Here is a 15,614-nt window from a genome sequence, read left to right as displayed (position 1 = left end):
CCGTTCTAGCGGGCTCGTCCCGAGCCGTCAAAACCTGTTCGTTGTTCGAAAGCGCGCGCCCTAGTCGGATCGCAGAGCAACGATCGGATCGACTCGCAGGGCGCGGCGCGCCGCGAGCCAGCACGCCAGGAGGGAAACCATCGCGAGCAAGAGAGTCACGGCGGCGAAACTGAGTGGGTCGCGTTCGCTCACTCCGTACATTTGATTCGCGAGGAGTTTCGCCATGCTGAGCGCAATCGCGACGCCGGTGGCAGTGCCGACCGCGAGGAGGAACGTTCCCTCTTTGAAAATCATTCCCAGGATACTTCGATGCGTTGCGCCCAGGGCGAGGCGGACGCCGATCTCGCGCGTCCGTTGTTGAACGCCGTATGAGATCACAGCATACAGCCCCGCCGCGGCCAGAAACACCGCCGCGCTGGCAAAGCATCCAATGATTAAGAGACTGAATCGTCTCGCCGCCAGCGCCGCGCCAACGACTTCGCTCATGGGCCGGGCGCGGCTCACTGCTATGTTTGGGTCGACCTTGCGGATTTCCGTCTGCAAAAACTGGTCGACCTCCCTCTCTCCGGGCAACATTTTCATCACCCAGTAGGTGCTGTTGCGCAGGAATGGAACGCCGTCCTTCGGGACTTGTCGCAGCGGCAAATAGATGTCCGCCTTCGCTGGCATTTCCAGGTTCGTCTGTTTCACCGCGCCAACTACTCCGACGATCTCTACCGGTCTCGGTTCGGCGTCGGTATCATCGATCAGAACACGCTGTCCGATCGGCGACCGATCGGCAAAATGGTTTTTCGCGAGCACCGCGCTAATGATCGCAACCGGAGGACGCTCGCCGTTGTCTTCCTCGGAGAAATAACGGCCGCCAAGCAGCGGAATCCCCATGGCGCGAAAGTAATCGGGACTAATGATCCGGTAATTGGTCGACGGCGTGTCTTCTGGTTTTCCCGGGGGCAAATCGGGGCGGGTGAAGTGAATGAAAGAAATGCTCTTGGGTGCAAGCGGCAGAATCGAGACGAGTCCGGTCGCTTTCACGCCGGGCATCGCGGCGAGGCGAGGTTGCAGCTGTTCGTAGAATTGCACGATCGCCGCGCGATCGGTGTACCCGACTTGGGGCAGAGAAAAGCGCGCCGCCATCAGATCGGAGGAATCGAATCCCGGTTGTTCCCGGCTGACCCGGACAAAACTCCGGAACAACAGACCGGCATTAACGAGGAGAACGAGCGCCAGAGCAATCTGGCCGATAACCAGGCCCGTGCGGAGGCGGGATTGCGTTTGCCCGCCGACGGAGCCGCGGCCTCCCGAGAGAAGCGAATCACGGAGGTCGGAGCGTGAGAGCAACCACGCCGGCGCCAGACCGCAGACAAGCGTGGCCAGCAAAACGAGAAGACTGGTGAAGGCAAATACCTGCCAGTCGATGGAAAAACTTTCGATCCTGGGCAGGTCCGTGGGAACCAGGCGAAGAAGGCCGCGCTGTCCCCAAATTTCGAGGATCACGCCTAACGACCCGCCGGCCAGGACAAGGATGAAACTCTCCACCAGCAGAAGCCGGGTTAGTCGACCGCGGCTCGCTCCCAACGCCGTGCGCACGGCCAGCTCCCGCTGGCGCGCAGCCGCGCGCGCCAGGGAAATTCCGGCAATGTTGATGCAGCCGATGAGAAGAACAGCGCCGGCCGCGCAGAAAATCGTGATCAACACCGCCCGGATGTTGGTGACGATTTCCTCCGTCAGCCGGACCATCGTTATCCCAATTTTTCCCGTGTAAAAATCGGGGAACTGCCGGTGAAGATTCTGCCGAATGGAATCGAGCTCGGCGTGCGCCTGTTGCGACGTGACGCCTGGTTTGAGTCGGCCCATCATCCGCAGAAAATTTACCGAGTTCCGCGCGTTCCGGCGCGGATCGGAATCCGGCTGCAAAGGAACGACAATGTCGCTGTCGAGATTAGGGAGGGCGAAACTGTCCGGCAGCACACCGACGATCTCCCTCGTCTCGCCGTTCAAATTCACGCTGCGACCAATCACTCCCGGGTCTTTGCCATATCGCCGCGACCAGAGGCCGTGACTGATCACGACGACCGGGGGCGCGCCACTTCGATCGTCGGCCGCAACGAGCGTCCTCCCGAGCAAAGGCCGGATCCCGAAAAGACCGAAAGCGTTCGCCGTCATTCGGACCCCCTGGACCCGCTCGGCGCGACCTGCGTCCGCCAGACTCGGATTGAATGAAGCGACGGCGGCCAAGCCCTCGAACGAGTTGTTCTGGTCCCGATAATCGCAGTATTCGGGTACGGAAAAATTCGTGCGCGGATTATCCGGCCGTTGCGAGTAGATCCACACCAGCCGATCCGGCTCCAAAAAACCGAAGGGGCGCAGAAGGACAACGTTGACGACGCTAAAGGCCGCCACGGTAGCGCCGATTCCCAAGGCAAGGGTGAGGACCGCGATCAAAAAGAATCCCGGCGCCCGGCGCAAGGCGCGAAAACTGAAACGCGCGTCTTGAATCACGCCCTCGAGAAAATTCCCGCCGAGCGCTTCGCGGCATTCCTCCTTGAAGCGTTCGTGACTCCCAAATTCGATCCGCGCCTGGCGCTCAGCGGCGGCCCGGTCCAAGCCGGACCGTTCCAAGTCGGCGAGGCGATGTTCGATGTGCGAGCGAAGTTCCTCGTCCAGCTCGCGATCGGTTTGCGAGCGACGGAGGAATCTCGTGGCCAGCGAACGAAAAGACGCTCTCATGCTTTCTCAGGTTCCGCCGCCAGGACCGTAGCCACTGCCGCCGCCAAACGATTCCACCACTCCGTTTCTTCGCGCAGACGCTTGCGGCCTTTCGCCGTCAACTCGTAATACTTGGCGCGGCGATTGTTGTCCGACTTATCCCACTCTGCCTTGAGCAGGCCCTGCCGGACCAGCCGAAAGAGAGCCGGGTAAAGCGCCCCCTGCTCGATCAGAAGTTTTTGCCCCGAGATTTGCCCGATGCGCAGGAGGACGCCGTAGCCGTGGAGCGGCCCGAGGGAGACCGCCTTCAAAATGAGAAGATCCAGAGTTCCGGGCAGAAGTTCAGCTTCGTCGCTCATGTTTCCTAAGATGCTTAGGAGAATAGCGGCCGCTCCCCTAAGCTGTCAAGGAGAAGCCCGCTCGACTCTGAAGGTGAAGCAACCGCGCGTGGCGCTGCGGGCCTGGAGAAAGGCCGCCTCCGGATTCTGGAATAATTTCGCGATCACGGCTTCGGGTTCCTCGCCCTCCACGACAGAGGCATCGATCATATTGTCTTGCGAATCGTAAGCCCGCAGAACGCGGCCCTGGCGAAAATCGGGCGGGTAGTTGTTCGTCGCGCCATACGATTCACAAGGCGCTTCGTGGACGAAGATCGGCCCGCTTTCGGTATAGGGACGATCGGGCGGAATGGAAGCGTAGGGAAACAGGATCACGCGCTCGCCTGGTTGCGCCCAGCGCAAACAATGACGGCAGGGAGCGGTGTGCGGTGCGGCAACGTTAACGATGGCGTGGTCGCGCGCACCGCGCCTGGCCGCTTCGCGCGCAGCGTCGGCAACGTCGGTCGGCAAAGGAACAATACGAAAGTTGGAAGTTGTCATGCGATCCGATGAAATCATCACTCTGCCCGGTCCGCATCGACGAATTTCGGGCAGCGAATCCTAGCGCCTGGGGCTTTCCGTTTTCGCTTTGCCGGCCTCCTTGATGAGGTCGTCCAGGCCCGGGCCGAAATCCTGGCCGCTGAATTCCTTGATGATCGCGATGCGCCGGCGCAGCTCGCGCTGGTAATCGGGATCCAGATAAATCGCCGGAGAAGGATACCGCGGCGTTTGTTCGCCCACGAAGAGGATCCCATCGACCACTTCGCCCAGCGGCGGCCATTTCTTCGGAGGCACGACGGTGGTGATCGGGCCAAAGTCGGCGCGCTCGAGTTCGCTTCCCTTCACCGCTTTGAAACTGGGCGCGCGTGCCAGATGCAAAGCTTCGGCCACCGGCGGCAATGGGGCGACAATGCAAAAAAGGGCGCCGGGATGTTTGCGTTCGATGATCTGCGCCGCGCGCGGCCCATCGTTCTCCCCTTCTGGAAGCTTTTTCACGACGTGATATTGCCCGGCCAGCAGGAACGCGCGGTGATGCTTCGCCAAAACCTCTCGCTCGACTACCTCGGCATAGCTCGCGTCACGATTGGTCCAGGGCCCGTAATCCTTTGCGGTTTTGATCTTCGACCAATCCAGGGGCGGATCGCCCAGCACGATCCTGATCGGATGATCGCAGAGCTTCCGTTGGTTGATGTCGCGAATGGTCTCGAGGAGTTGCCGGTAGATCGGCGAATTCCAGGTGAACGGCACCGCGGTTTCCCGCCAGAGACTTTGGAGTTGAGCGTCGGAGATGTTGCGTCCAAAGGCGTAAGCGTCCGCCACGCTTTGCAGACGCGAGTTCCCAAATTCGATCACGATGTCGTCCGCCCGGCAGACAAACTCGCGATCGCGGAGCATCTCCCGGATGAAAGCGTGCAACTGCTCCCAGCGATGCAATTCGCCGATCATGATTAGCGGATGGTCGTCGAATTGTTTCGCGATTTGCGCGATCGCCTCCGTGGAAGCTGGCGCCTCTGCTCTCGCGCTGACACCGAACGCGTTGAGCGCGATGACGGCCGCCAGGAGAAACGGACGATTTATTGTCACAAGTGAGGTTTAGAGACTTTCCTCCCGCCTCGTCCACCACCATTCTCAGGCATGGCTGCGACCGTAAATGTAAATGGACGAATCTCCGGCGAGCACGAAGCCGTCATTCCTGTCTTCGACCATGGGTTTCTTTACGGCGAAGGAATTTACGAAACGTTGCGAACCTATGATGGCCGCCTGTTTCTCTTCGATCGCCACCTGCGCCGGTTACGAAATTCGGCGCGGCTGATCGATCTGCCCCTTCCCTTCACTGACGACGAGCTGGCGGCGCGCATCCAGGAAACGATCGCCGCCGCGAACCTTCCTCTAGCACCGCGCTCTGGCCGCCCACAGGAAGCCTACGTCCGCGTTCTCGTCACCCGCGGCGTCGGCGAGCTGACCTACGACCCAAAAGCGACCCCGACGCCTTCGTCGGTCATCATTGTCAAACCGCTTTCCCCGCCTTCCGCCGAGACCTACGAAAAAGGAGTGCGCGTTGTCCTGACCGGCGTCGTCCGGAACCACCCGCAATCGGTGAACCCGATGATCAAGAGCAATAACCTCATGAATTCGGCCCTCGCCGCGCAGGAGGCCTTGAAGCGGGGCGGCTTCGAAGCTGTGATGCGAAATTATCGCGGCGAGCTCACCGAGGGCACGCAGTCCAATTTGTTTATCGTCAGCAATGGCTCCGCGCTCACCCCGCCTCTCGCATGCGGGCTGCTCCCCGGAATCACGCGCGAGTTCCTGTTCGAAATCGGCCCCGAAATCGGAGTTGAGGTTCGCGAACAGGTCCTGCGCGACGACGATCTCTTCGCGGCCAATGAAGCCTTTCTCACCAGCACCACCCGCGAAGTGTTGCCCATCGTCGCTGTCGATGATCGAGCAATTGGCGCCGGCAGACCTGGCCCCATCACGCTTCAGCTGCTCGACGCCTTCCGCGCCCGGATCTGTAGCGGCGGTCTCTGACCGTCGAACCTGTAGCGTCAAATCTACGCTCCCGTGACCAGTTCGAATTCAAGCGGGCGATCCTTCTGGAATCGGCTCACTCCAAACACGCTAAAACCGATCACCTTGCCTTCCTCGTCCACGCGCTTCATTACCGCGCCACTGTTTGTCGGCCGCATGTAGCCGTGCGCGTCCGAAAAAGTCACTTCGAGGTAATCCGCTTCTGGGTAGAACCAGAGTTTCAGTTTATCGCCCATGATGCTTCTTCGCTCAGTCAAACCACTCGGACCCCGGCAAACCTTTCCATTCCGCTGCGCCGCGTTCCAGCTCAACACCCACGATCACCCCGATCGTGTCAACGTCGTCGACCGTGATCGCGAAGAACCCCTCCTTCGCTGTCGCCGCCCTGATCACACGGCACCTCCAGCCGTTGGAACGCGGCGCGTGCGGGACACTTGAATGGGGGGACCAGCTCCCATATCGGCGACCCAAAAGCGCGCGGAAAGCAAAGTTCAAACTCCGGCATTTGCCGCCAGGAGAGGCAGATTCAAGCAGCTCAGCGTTCATGGCGGGAGTTGCGCCCTCGGGCGCCCTCGAGTTCGCGGCGCAAGGCGCGCCGGATGAATTCAGCCAGGCTCAGCTGCTCACGCCGCGCTCTCTTTACCAAAGCGTTCTTGGTCTGGAGCGGAAGGCGGAACGTCAGCGGGGCACTGCCTTTCGGCAGCTTCGTTCTGGGCATAAGGCATCTGTATTATTGTATCATACACAGTGTCAAGACCGAATTTTCTTGCCGCTTCATCGTAAATAGGACACGGTCGGCGACGTGCGGGACAAGGAATCCACAGCTATCACGATCACTCTCCCTCTGGCTCTTGACCGGGCGCTCCAGGCATTGGCCGATCAAAAACATTGCGGGAACAAGTCGGCCGCGATTCGCGAAGTGCTGTACAAGGAGGCTGGGATGAAGGCCAAGCTTCGCATGAACGAGAAGACGGATAACGCCGCGATCGCCAAGGCCGAGCACCGCGCCGTCAAATACGGTTCCCGCAAGAAAAAGAAGAGCCGGAAGTAAGTTTCTGGCTGGAGCCGCTTCGCCATGCGAAGCACGCTTCGTTGCGAGCCGTCCCCGAAGCCGATGAAATTTAGCCGCGCATTAGCAATTATCTTTGGCGTGGGAGCACCCGTGGCCGAGACGGTCCGGCGCTGGGGAACCTGGCGGGAATATCCGCCGGCGCTGTTCGATGACTATATCATGGGAGCGTTGCTTCTCGCGGGCGCGTGGCTGGTCGGCCGGAGATTTGTGGCGGGCCAGCGCCTCCTCGCTGCCGCCTGGGGATTCACTTGCGGACTAGGCTACTACAGCTTCTTCGAACAGCTTCGCCAATATCGCCTCGGAGAGATCGATCCGGCGCCAATTCCATCGAGCGCGATCCTGGCCATCAAGGGAATCGGCGTTCTGCTCGCCATCGTCGCGCTGATAGCGACTCTGACCGCGAAACAGCCTGATCAACTGGCGTCGCGATGAGCCACCAGGAACGTTGTTTTCGTAAAGCGATCGTTTGGACGCTTGGGCTTTCGCTGCCAATGCTGGCCGTCACCTGCGTCCTCGTTCTCGGGTTGCGAGATGCGATTCATTTGGTGGCAACTCTTCCCATTCAGATAGTTTGCGGCCTCCTCATCACGGCTCTCTTTGGATGGATCGTCGCGCCGCGATGGGGTTCAGCGTGTACCGACCGTCTAATTCTCGCCGGCTTTTTCGGTGTCTTGAGCTTCCTAGTGGGCGTACTTTCCGGATCCACTGTATCGATGTTTCTCGAACAAAACTTCGATCTGTTCGCCTACATCCTGAAACCGCTTTTCTGGGTAGGCATAATCGGTTTCATCCCGGCGTTCGTCATGGGCATTGTCGGGGCATTTATTTCCCGGCACCTCCTCGGCAGAAATGCAAATCTTTGATCGACCGAACGCTGTTTTGGCGTGATCGACTGAACTAGCGAGCGACTCAGACCGGGCCGCGGGTCGCACCACCAGCGCCGTCATCGCTGGCATAACGACTGCTTGGTTTCCACGCTCTTCCAATAAACCCATGAAATCCGCCCGTTCCTCTCTTTCGTTCCTTTCGGCCGTGTTTGTTCTGGTCGCGACCGGCACAGCTCTCGCCGGCAATCTGACCGTCAACATCACGCCATCCGCCGCGGTGAGCGCGGGCGCCCAATGGCAGGTCGACGGCGGCGCTTGGAAGGCGAGCGGAGCAACCGTGAAAAATCTCAGCAACGCCGCCCATACCGTTGCCTACAAAACCATCACCGGTTGGGTCGCACCTGCCCCAGCAACTGTCACTCTCGTCAATGGTGTAACCACAACGGTAACGGGCACGTATGTCCCGCCTGCGTCCCTCGTCGTAACGCTTAGCCCGACTTCAGGACAGTGGCAGCTCGATGGAGGCGTCTGGCGCAACAGCGGGACGACGGCGACCGGCCTCACGCCGGGGGCGCACTCGATCAGCTATAGCGCGCTCGCGAACCAGATCGCCCCGGCGACGGAAACCACCTCCCTGGTATCAGGCCAAACAACCTCGATCTCACGCTCCTATACGCCGGCTGGTCAGGTTGTGGTAATGCTTTCCCCGAATACCGCGCAATGGCGGGTTGATGGTGGCGTGTGGCGTCCCTCCGGGACCTATAGTGGATTGCTCCCGGCCGGTACCCACACCATCGACTACTCGCCCGTCGCGACCAAGCTCACGCCGCCAACGGAAACGATCACCATTGTGGCGGCTCAAAACCTTACCCTCAGTCGTTCGTACACGACTGAATCCGGGCTGGTCATCAATCTGACCCCGGCCGTCGGACAATGGCGCGTGGACGGCGGCGCCTGGCGCAACAGCGGAGACCGCGCAGGCCAGCTGACCGGCGGCTCTCATTCGGTCGAGTACACCGGGGCCAGTGGCTACACCGCGCCCCCAAACGAAAGTGTTTTCCTGAGCACGGGTCTGGATCAGACCCTGTCCCGGAGCTATCTCTTGCCCGGCTCCATCACAGTTTTACTTTCGCCAACTGAAGGACAATGGCGTTTGGGTACCGGTTCCTGGCAGGCCAGCGGCGCTACTTTAAGCGGGCTCAGACCCGGCAGCTACGCCATTCAGTTTTCGAGTGTCCCCGGTTATTTTCAAATTCCGACCTACGGGGTCACGCTGGCGGAAAGCGAAAACAAAAATCTCAGCTACAGCTATTCGAGGCACGCTTCCATCACAGTTACTACCGCGCCCGGGAGCGCAACCTGGCGGCTAAACGGAGGCGCCTGGCAATCGAGCGGCTCAACGCTGGGCGCACTTTCGAGCGGTAATTGCACAGTCGAATACTCGGCCGTGGCCGGGATGACCACGCCGCCAAGGGACACCTTTTACCTGGCGTCCGGCGAACAAAAAGTTTTGAACCGCATCTATGGCGGCGCGCCCTCGCTGACCGTGAACCTCGCCCCGGCCGTAGGCCAGTGGCGCGTGGACGGAGGAGCCTGGCAGCTCAGCAGCAGCGTTCTCTTCAACCTGACCCCCGCCGCCCACACGCTGGAGTACACGCCGGCTGCGGGCTACATCGCGCCGCCGACCGAGACAGTTTGGATGCGCAACAACCAATCGGCCAATCTGACCCGCAACTATCGCGACGCCTCAAACGCTTACCTCCACGTCAAAACCATTCCCGCATATCTTTCCGAGATTGGTCTCGCGCAGTGGCGGGTAGACGGTGGCGCGTGGAATCGCGCCGGTGACCCGGCGGCGGCAAGTGCAGGCACGCACACCCTCGAGTTTCAGCCCGCCAGCGGACTGGAAGTCCCACCGCCGAGTAGCGTGACGGTCACAACCGGTGAGGTCCAGGTGGTCGAAGCCACCTACCATATGACTCACCGCCTGCGTTTCTTCCTCCATCAGGATCTCGTCGCCGGGCTCTCGACCGCTGATTTGCAAGCACGCCTCAGTCAATACGTGGCCCACCTCCAGACAATCTGGCATCGCCAAACGCTGCGCCGGTTTACGTTCGATCCGACGACGGACATCAGCATCGTGACAGCGTCGCCTTTTTCGCACAACGCGTTTCCGCCCTTGCCGGAGTACGGTTTCGAAGTGTGGGCCTATGCGGACTGGTCGAACGGAAGCGTCTTTGGAAGTTATGGGGGCAACGGTGGTCTGGACGTAAGTGGCGCCGGCGGGGCGGATGGGATGCACTGGACGCAGATTTACGATCCCTCGACCCTGATTGATGGCTCAACCGAGCTCTTCGAGTATTGGAAGCAAATCGACCACATCACCCACGAGTTCGAACATACCTTCGGCGGCGGGTTGGGCGAATACTACAGCTTCACCGGCTTCAAAGACCTGACCGGCATTGCGCCGGTCTATGATGTTGACTACTTCGCGCCGGCGGACCCGTTCTTTAATGCGCACAGCGACTTTTGGGCGGACCCGCTCCTTCGCAACGTCTGGGACAACTATCGCATCGGTTCACCTACGACGCTCACCGGCCTGCTCGACGCAGTGAATTTCTCTCTGACCAGCGGCGGCGTCATCAATGGTTGCTATCGTAACGCGGACGACTCCCGGAGCGCGCGGACTACACTTCCGGATTTGTCGCACGTCCGGGTGACGATCGTTGATGCTGTAACCGGGCAGCCCATCGCCGGATCGGCGCTGCGGATGTGGCATCGCCCCACCCCAAGCGGCGTTGCAGGAGCAGAGGAACCGGTGGTGGATCTTGGCTCCGGAGCATTCGAGTTCAGCTGGATGGCAAACCCGACGCAGAATCCGTTCAACAACTATGATAACGGCAAACTGCTCAAGGCGTCGGCCAACGGTTACCAACCGGCCACCGAATGGGAGTGGGTCTATGACGCGCAACGGGTGAAGACCGTGGAGGGCGCTGACGTCTGGGAGATCACCATCCCGCTTAATCCCGCGCCGTAATTCATCTTCACGGCCGCTGTCCTCACCGAATCTGCCGCCGCTCGGGGTTAACGCGCCATGGTTGAATCGATCACTTCGGCAAACGCAAGGTGGTTCCCGTCAGGATCGGTAATCATCACCGTTTTGACCTTTTCCCCGGCCGTTCTCTCACTCGTGTCGATGCCAAGAGCTGCCAGACGCTGGATGACGCTCTCCATATCCTTAACGGCAAGCGTGCACGAGCCCTGGCCGGCACGTTCCGGCAATTGATACACCTGCAGCCAGCCACCCCGCTCGAACTTCCATTCCGCGACCTCTGGCATCGGGGTTGAGTCGGGCCCGCGCTCGAAAAGTTTTTCGTACCACGCCGCCGCCGACTTCACATTCTTAACGGCAACGCTCGCGATCGCGTTGTGAATGTTCATTGCGAAAACTATCGCTTCCAACGTTGCATCGCAATCGGAGCGAGGCGAAAGAACGGGCAATCATGGCTACCAACACGATCCGACTTCACCGCGTGATCCGCGCCGACTCCGATAGAATTTACCGCGCCTTCCTGGACCCAGACGCGATGGTGAAATGGCTGCCACCTAACGGATTCACCGGCAAGGTGCACCACATGGATGCCAAAGTCGGCGGCGGCCACAAAATGTCGTTCACGAATTTTACCACCGGCCAAAGCCACTCCTTCGGCGGCACCTATGTTGAGCTCACGCCTAACGAGCGGATTCGCTACACCGACAAGTTCGACGACCCGAATCTGCCGGGCGAAATGCAGGTGACGGTAACGTTGAAGAAGGTCCTCGGTGGGACGGACGTGAACATCGTGCAGGAAGGCGTGCCTGACGTTATCCCGGCCGAAATGTGTTATCTCGGCTGGCAGGAGTCGCTCGTTCTGCTCGCAAAATTGGTCGAGGCCGAAATTCCCGATCAATCTTAAGACCAAGCAATGCGACCCACGGCGCGAAAAATCGGGAAATGGACCGCCGAATTGCTCCTGGTTTTCATCGGCGCCTACGCGGCCTTCTGGCTCAACAGTTATCAGGAACGTCACCGCGACGCGCAACGCCGTGACGTGCTTCTGGCATCGCTCGAGGAAGACGTCCGCGGCTCGATCGGTGTAGCCCACGAACGCGCCGAGAAGTTAGGGCAGGACGCCGCCGCCTTCCGCGCGAAGGTCGACGCGGGGGAAATGCCCCCGCTCTATCCCTTTGTCTTCATCACGGACTACAACCCGACTGATGTGGCAACGCTTCTCCAGGCCGGCGGGGTGGAATTGCTCGACCCGAAAACGCTTGCCGCCCTGCGCAAAGTCGAGTCCCGCGTGCGGGCGTGGCTCGGCTTGATGGAGCGATACCAGAAACTGAGCGACCAGCTCATCGTGCCCAACGTCGACCAGGGGCCGGAGTTCTTCTACGATCCTGCGACGAAGAAATTGCGAAAGCGGTTCGAGAAATATCCGCAGAGCCTCGAGGATGCCGGAAAGTTCTTTGAGGAATTTGAGAAACTCGAAAAGGAATTGCTTCAGCAAATCCAACTCGAGCGCCAGAAACATAAGTAGCGTGCAGCTCTGAAGCACCAGCAGTCAGCGCCGCGATTTACCTTGAGCAGCCGCTAGTCAACTTCCTAGGATTCAGTATCGCTGCACCACTCGAGGCGCAGCTTCACCGAAGGAAAATTATGTATTCTGCTCGACTCCTGACCCGGCTTTGTCTCACCAGTCTTTTGCTTTCCGCTTCGATGGCGGCCGCCCAACCCAGCCCGGCATCCCCTACCCTCAAGTCGGTTCTTCTCGAGCAACTAAAAACCACCCATAACCAGGAAGACTGGTTCGTGCCGGTGAAGATCGCCATTGAAGGCCTCACGCCGGAGCAGGCCGCGTGGAAGGATCCGAATGAGAACCATTCCATCGCGCAACTGGTGAATCACCTGATCTTCTGGAATCAACAGCAGCTCACCAAGTTCAAGGGCGAAAAGCCGGCGCCATTCAGCGGCGATAACAAGGAGACGTTTGCCGGTTTGGACAAGGCGAGCTGGGAAGCAAGCGTGAAACAGATCGACGAAGTCCTGGTCGCCTGGGAGAAAGCGATCGAAGAAGCCGACGACGCGAAGCTGGCGAAGTGGTATTCCATCATTGCCCGGATCAGCACCCACAACGCCTATCACACCGGCCAGATCATCTACATTCGCAAGATGAAGGGAAACTGGGACCCGGCGAAGGGCGTCAAGTAGGCGAACCTTCCTTCGCCTACGGGCCGGCACCGCTGCTCGGCCGGCGTCAGTGGTTTGTAAAAGCGATGCGCCTCGGGCGACTATTGCTTAACGCCTTCCACGCTTAAGACGATATTGATCTCGTCCGCGATCGCGTTCGCCATGAACGTCATCCCGAAATCGCTCCGCTTGATGGTGAAGCGCGTTTCGCCGCCACCGCGAACTTCTCCCTGCATTCCCTTTCCTTCCGGCCCTTTCTTAAACTCGACCGTCAACGGCTTGGTCACGCCGTGGAGCGTGAAATCACCGGTCACTTTGTAATTGTTTCCCCTCCCCTCCACTTTCGTGCTCTTGAAAGTCATGGCCGGAAATTTCTGGGCATCAAAAAAATCCGGACTTTTTAGATGCGCATTCCGTTTGTCGTTGCGCGTCTCGATGCTTTCGATCGGGACCGAGATATCAACCACGCTTTTGGCGGGATCCGCCTGGTCGAAGGTAACCGTGCCGGCGATGTCCTTGAAGTTACCGTAAAAGTTCGTCACCCCGAGGTGGACCACGCTGAAGGCGACCGACGAGTGGACGGGATCAATTTTGTAAGTGTCCGCGGCGCTCGCCGAAAAGACGAACAAGGCAGCCAGGGCAATTGTCAGGATGATTGATTTCATGAATTTGTTTCTGTTTTGTCTTGTGAGGTTTCGGAGTGGAATAAACCACGCTTTGAAGGCCTCGCGACCGATGATTCCTCTTTTCCAGTCCACGCGAATTGCCGCGGCCTAAGCAAAAAGATGCGAATAGGCGTGCTCCGTGATGGCGACGGCGGCCGGATGTTTCACTCGCCGCTCCGCGGTGATGGCATAGAAGTCGGTGCCGCACTCCTCCACCTTGGCAATGACTCGGAGTCCGTAGTGTTTTAGCGCGGTGCGATCGACGACCGTATGGACGATGGTGAAGCCACGGCCCTCCGCGGAACAGACTTCCATCAGGGCCGAATCTTCGAACTCCCCGATGAGGCGGGGGCGAATGCCGTGGGCGTCGAACCAGGTCTCGAGCGCGGCCCGCACCCCCATGTTTTCGCTCGGGAGGAGCGCGGGCGCACCGTGCAGCGACTGGGGAAAATTGCGACGCAGTTTTTTCGCCAGGGCCGGCACGGCGCAGAAGGTAATGCCGGAGCGTCCAAGGCGATGATTGAATGTCTTTGTTTTGAGACTGCTCGAGGCCGGTTCGTCGGCGAGAACAATATCGAGCCGGTGCGCCTGCAACTGATGAACAAGCGGTCCGAGTTCCCCCTCGCGGCAGACGACATGGATCGCGTCGATGTTGCGAAACGCTGCCCGGAGGATCTCAAAAGTAATGAGTTTGGAGACGGCATCTGTTATTCCGATATTAAGGCGCAGCGGCCGCGTGCCGGCGCCTTTCTTGATTGAGCTCATCAGTTCGCGGGCCGCGGAGAAAATTTCATCCGCGTAGCTAAGGACGAGATGACCGGCCTCGGTGAGAACGAGACTGCGGCCGGTGCGCTTGAAAAGTTGCTCTCCCAGCGACTCCTCCAGGAGACGCAATTGCGCACTAATCGATGGCTGCGAAACGTGCAGCGCCTCGGCCGCTTTTCGGACGCCGCCTTTTCGGGCCACCATCCAAAAGTAGCGGAGATGATGAAAATTCAACCATTCCATGGCTGCATAGTAGGTTAGAAAGAAGCTATCAGTCTAATCGATTAGTAGTCTTGGTCGCTCGAATAACCACGGGTGATTTTGGGGCAAATGAAAACCATCCCGCTCCATATCACCCCGCATCATCTGAAGGTCAGCAACGCTGTTCGCGAATTCGTGCGGATAAAAATCTCCTCCTTGGCGCGTTTTGCTGGAGATATTCTCTCCGCCGAAGTCGTCCTGCGCGGTCCCTCCGGTGCGTCCCATGAGTTTTCCGTCAACGCCAGGCTCGCGTTGCCCGGCCGGGACGTGCATGGCGGCGCAACCCATCCGAGTCTGTATGGGGCGGTGAATCGACTGGTGGACCGCCTGGGCCGGCTCTCTCGCAAACGCAAAACCCGCCTCTCGCGGATGGCGCGTCGCCCAACAAAGAAGCCCGGTTCAATAGATAACGATAACCTATCGAACCGATCGACTATCAGTCTTAGCTGAATGACTCGAAACCAGTACGATACGACATGACACCAATAGATTATCTCCTGCTTGCCGGAGCCGTAGTTGCCGGCGGTTACGTTGTCGCCCGGCTGTTTATGGGATGGCTCCGTTCATCGGCCGGCCAGCCCGAAGCAGCACGCGCTCATGAACTCCACCCGCCCGTCGCTCCCGAGCGAATCTTTGGGCGCGTCGAAAAAACAGACGCCTCTTGGCCTTCCCGGAAATGAAAACGCGCGCCATCGATATGAAAAAGCAAGCCATCATCATGAGCGCGGCGGATCACGAGGAACTTCGTTGTGTCGTCGCTGCCGCGGGCCGGCTAAGCCAGCGCGGCCTGGAGGAAATCGCCGCTTTGGAACGCGAATTGACGCGGGCTGAAATCGTCCCAGCCTCCGACATGCCTGCGGATGTGATTACGATGAACAGCCGGGCGGAGTTGCTCGACCTGGAGACGGCGGAACGCATGGAATTTACCCTGGTATATCCAGCGGACGCGAACATCGAAGAAGGCAAGATTTCGGTCCTGGCGCCCTTGGGTGCCGCCATGATCGGGTATCGGGTCGGCGATGAATTCAGGTGGTCGGTTCCTTATGGTGAACGCCGGCTTCGAGTGGCCGCAGTGCGCTTCCAACCCGAAGCCCAATTCAACCGTCTAAGGCAACGCCCGAGTGCGGTTGCAAATTGACCAGAGCACAACTCGCCACTGTCGCGTAAACCGGCGCTAATCCTTCT

At 59.5% G+C, this 15,614-nt stretch carries 19 protein-coding genes; 10 read left to right on the top strand and 9 right to left on the bottom strand.

Annotation, left to right across the window (positions count from 1 at the left end; translation table 11 throughout):
- Positions 1-60: 60 nt before the first annotated feature.
- Genes VJU77_13345 through VJU77_13330 form a run of 4 tightly spaced genes read right to left on the bottom strand, consistent with a single transcriptional unit; the run spans position 61 to position 4,667 of the window.
- Positions 61-2,727, bottom strand: a complete 2,667-nt coding sequence (locus VJU77_13345; protein ID HKP04332.1) for an ABC transporter permease — start codon at positions 2,725-2,727, stop codon at positions 61-63.
- Entirely contained in the window at positions 2,724-3,065 is a 342-nt protein-coding gene (locus VJU77_13340; GenBank protein ID HKP04331.1) for a PadR family transcriptional regulator, read from the bottom strand. Before VJU77_13340 ends, VJU77_13345 begins: the two co-directional genes overlap by 4 nt.
- Before the next feature lie 45 nt (positions 3,066-3,110).
- On the bottom strand, positions 3,111-3,584 hold the full coding sequence (locus VJU77_13335; GenBank protein HKP04330.1) for a DUF1203 domain-containing protein: 474 nt from the start codon (positions 3,582-3,584) through the stop codon (positions 3,111-3,113).
- Positions 3,585-3,644: 60 nt separating this feature from the next.
- On the bottom strand, positions 3,645-4,667 hold the full coding sequence (locus tag VJU77_13330; protein HKP04329.1) for a hypothetical protein: 1,023 nt from the start codon (positions 4,665-4,667) through the stop codon (positions 3,645-3,647).
- 51 nt (positions 4,668-4,718) lie between these two features.
- Between VJU77_13330 and VJU77_13325 the strand changes: the two genes are divergently transcribed.
- Positions 4,719-5,612 carry an aminotransferase class IV gene (locus tag VJU77_13325; protein HKP04328.1) on the top strand — a complete coding sequence of 298 codons (894 nt, stop codon included), beginning with the start codon at positions 4,719-4,721 and terminating at the stop codon, positions 5,610-5,612.
- 23 nt (positions 5,613-5,635) lie between these two features.
- On the opposite strand, the gene VJU77_13320 is transcribed toward VJU77_13325, so the two are convergent.
- Both VJU77_13320 and VJU77_13315 read right to left on the bottom strand, forming a co-directional pair.
- Positions 5,636-5,848, bottom strand: a complete 213-nt coding sequence (locus VJU77_13320) for a DUF2283 domain-containing protein (GenBank protein HKP04327.1) — start codon at positions 5,846-5,848, stop codon at positions 5,636-5,638.
- Between the two features lie 13 nt (positions 5,849-5,861).
- On the bottom strand, positions 5,862-6,005 hold the full coding sequence (locus VJU77_13315; GenBank protein HKP04326.1) for a hypothetical protein: 144 nt from the start codon (positions 6,003-6,005) through the stop codon (positions 5,862-5,864).
- A 409-nt stretch (positions 6,006-6,414) separates the two neighbouring features.
- On the opposite strand from VJU77_13315, the gene VJU77_13310 reads away from it, so the two are divergent.
- The 4 genes from VJU77_13310 (at position 6,415) to VJU77_13295 (ending at position 10,548) form a co-directional block, all read left to right on the top strand.
- Positions 6,415-6,663 carry a hypothetical protein gene (locus VJU77_13310; GenBank protein ID HKP04325.1) on the top strand — a complete coding sequence of 83 codons (249 nt, stop codon included), beginning with the start codon at positions 6,415-6,417 and terminating at the stop codon, positions 6,661-6,663.
- Between the two features lie 63 nt (positions 6,664-6,726).
- Positions 6,727-7,116, top strand: coding sequence for a hypothetical protein (locus tag VJU77_13305; GenBank protein HKP04324.1), 390 nt, complete (start codon positions 6,727-6,729; stop codon positions 7,114-7,116).
- Positions 7,113-7,547 carry a hypothetical protein gene (locus VJU77_13300; GenBank protein HKP04323.1) on the top strand — a complete coding sequence of 145 codons (435 nt, stop codon included), beginning with the start codon at positions 7,113-7,115 and terminating at the stop codon, positions 7,545-7,547. The genes VJU77_13305 and VJU77_13300 overlap by 4 nt, the downstream gene beginning before the upstream one ends.
- A gap of 130 nt (positions 7,548-7,677) precedes the next feature.
- Positions 7,678-10,548: a hypothetical protein gene (locus VJU77_13295; GenBank protein HKP04322.1), complete on the top strand. Its 2,871-nt coding sequence runs from the start codon at positions 7,678-7,680 to the stop codon at positions 10,546-10,548.
- A 47-nt stretch (positions 10,549-10,595) separates the two neighbouring features.
- Here VJU77_13295 and VJU77_13290 read toward each other — a convergent pair whose 3' ends face one another.
- Positions 10,596-10,952 carry a VOC family protein gene (locus VJU77_13290; GenBank protein ID HKP04321.1) on the bottom strand — a complete coding sequence of 119 codons (357 nt, stop codon included), beginning with the start codon at positions 10,950-10,952 and terminating at the stop codon, positions 10,596-10,598.
- A 62-nt stretch (positions 10,953-11,014) separates the two neighbouring features.
- Between VJU77_13290 and VJU77_13285 the strand changes: the two genes are divergently transcribed.
- The 3 genes from VJU77_13285 to VJU77_13275 all read left to right on the top strand — a co-directional run bounded on the left by VJU77_13285 (position 11,015) and on the right by VJU77_13275 (position 12,759).
- Entirely contained in the window at positions 11,015-11,467 is a 453-nt protein-coding gene (locus tag VJU77_13285) for an SRPBCC family protein (protein HKP04320.1), read from the top strand.
- 9 nt (positions 11,468-11,476) lie between these two features.
- Entirely contained in the window at positions 11,477-12,088 is a 612-nt protein-coding gene (locus tag VJU77_13280) for a hypothetical protein (GenBank protein HKP04319.1), read from the top strand.
- 119 nt (positions 12,089-12,207) lie between these two features.
- On the top strand, positions 12,208-12,759 hold the full coding sequence (locus VJU77_13275; protein ID HKP04318.1) for a DinB family protein: 552 nt from the start codon (positions 12,208-12,210) through the stop codon (positions 12,757-12,759).
- Positions 12,760-12,839: 80 nt separating this feature from the next.
- Here the strand turns inward: VJU77_13275 and VJU77_13270 are convergent, their stop codons facing one another.
- A complete protein-coding gene (locus tag VJU77_13270; protein HKP04317.1) occupies positions 12,840-13,403 on the bottom strand; it encodes a YceI family protein in 564 nt (187 codons plus the stop codon).
- A 108-nt stretch (positions 13,404-13,511) separates the two neighbouring features.
- Positions 13,512-14,411, bottom strand: a complete 900-nt coding sequence (gene nhaR, locus VJU77_13265) for a transcriptional activator NhaR (protein HKP04316.1) — start codon at positions 14,409-14,411, stop codon at positions 13,512-13,514.
- A gap of 87 nt (positions 14,412-14,498) precedes the next feature.
- Between nhaR and raiA the strand changes: the two genes are divergently transcribed.
- Both raiA and rnk read left to right on the top strand, forming a co-directional pair.
- A complete protein-coding gene (raiA, locus tag VJU77_13260; GenBank protein HKP04315.1) occupies positions 14,499-14,879 on the top strand; it encodes a ribosome-associated translation inhibitor RaiA in 381 nt (126 codons plus the stop codon).
- Positions 14,880-15,105: 226 nt separating this feature from the next.
- A complete protein-coding gene (gene rnk, locus VJU77_13255) occupies positions 15,106-15,567 on the top strand; it encodes a nucleoside diphosphate kinase regulator (GenBank protein HKP04314.1) in 462 nt (153 codons plus the stop codon).
- The last annotated feature ends 47 nt before the right edge of the window (positions 15,568-15,614 follow it).

Source organism: Chthoniobacterales bacterium, from assembly GCA_035274845.1.
Classification (GTDB): Bacteria; Verrucomicrobiota; Verrucomicrobiia; order Chthoniobacterales; family UBA10450; genus AV80.
The sequence above is the reverse complement of the archived record's forward strand: the minus strand, read 5'-3'. Positions and strand labels throughout refer to the sequence as shown.

Coding starts and splice junctions, on each gene's coding strand:
- VJU77_13345 (HKP04332.1), bottom strand. CDS start 2,727: ATGAGAGCGTCTTTTCGTTCGCTGGCCACGAGATTCCTCCGTCGCTCG.
- VJU77_13340 (HKP04331.1), bottom strand. CDS start 3,065: ATGAGCGACGAAGCTGAACTTCTGCCCGGAACTCTGGATCTTCTCATT.
- VJU77_13335 (HKP04330.1), bottom strand. CDS start 3,584: ATGACAACTTCCAACTTTCGTATTGTTCCTTTGCCGACCGACGTTGCC.
- VJU77_13325 (HKP04328.1), top strand. CDS start 4,719: ATGGCTGCGACCGTAAATGTAAATGGACGAATCTCCGGCGAGCACGAA.
- VJU77_13320 (HKP04327.1), bottom strand. CDS start 5,848: ATGGGCGATAAACTGAAACTCTGGTTCTACCCAGAAGCGGATTACCTC.
- VJU77_13305 (HKP04324.1), top strand. CDS start 6,727: ATGAAATTTAGCCGCGCATTAGCAATTATCTTTGGCGTGGGAGCACCC.
- VJU77_13300 (HKP04323.1), top strand. CDS start 7,113: ATGAGCCACCAGGAACGTTGTTTTCGTAAAGCGATCGTTTGGACGCTT.
- VJU77_13295 (HKP04322.1), top strand. CDS start 7,678: ATGAAATCCGCCCGTTCCTCTCTTTCGTTCCTTTCGGCCGTGTTTGTT.
- VJU77_13290 (HKP04321.1), bottom strand. CDS start 10,952: ATGAACATTCACAACGCGATCGCGAGCGTTGCCGTTAAGAATGTGAAG.
- VJU77_13285 (HKP04320.1), top strand. CDS start 11,015: ATGGCTACCAACACGATCCGACTTCACCGCGTGATCCGCGCCGACTCC.
- VJU77_13280 (HKP04319.1), top strand. CDS start 11,477: ATGCGACCCACGGCGCGAAAAATCGGGAAATGGACCGCCGAATTGCTC.
- VJU77_13275 (HKP04318.1), top strand. CDS start 12,208: ATGTATTCTGCTCGACTCCTGACCCGGCTTTGTCTCACCAGTCTTTTG.
- VJU77_13270 (HKP04317.1), bottom strand. CDS start 13,403: ATGAAATCAATCATCCTGACAATTGCCCTGGCTGCCTTGTTCGTCTTT.
- nhaR (HKP04316.1), bottom strand. CDS start 14,411: ATGGAATGGTTGAATTTTCATCATCTCCGCTACTTTTGGATGGTGGCC.
- raiA (HKP04315.1), top strand. CDS start 14,499: ATGAAAACCATCCCGCTCCATATCACCCCGCATCATCTGAAGGTCAGC.
- rnk (HKP04314.1), top strand. CDS start 15,106: ATGAAAACGCGCGCCATCGATATGAAAAAGCAAGCCATCATCATGAGC.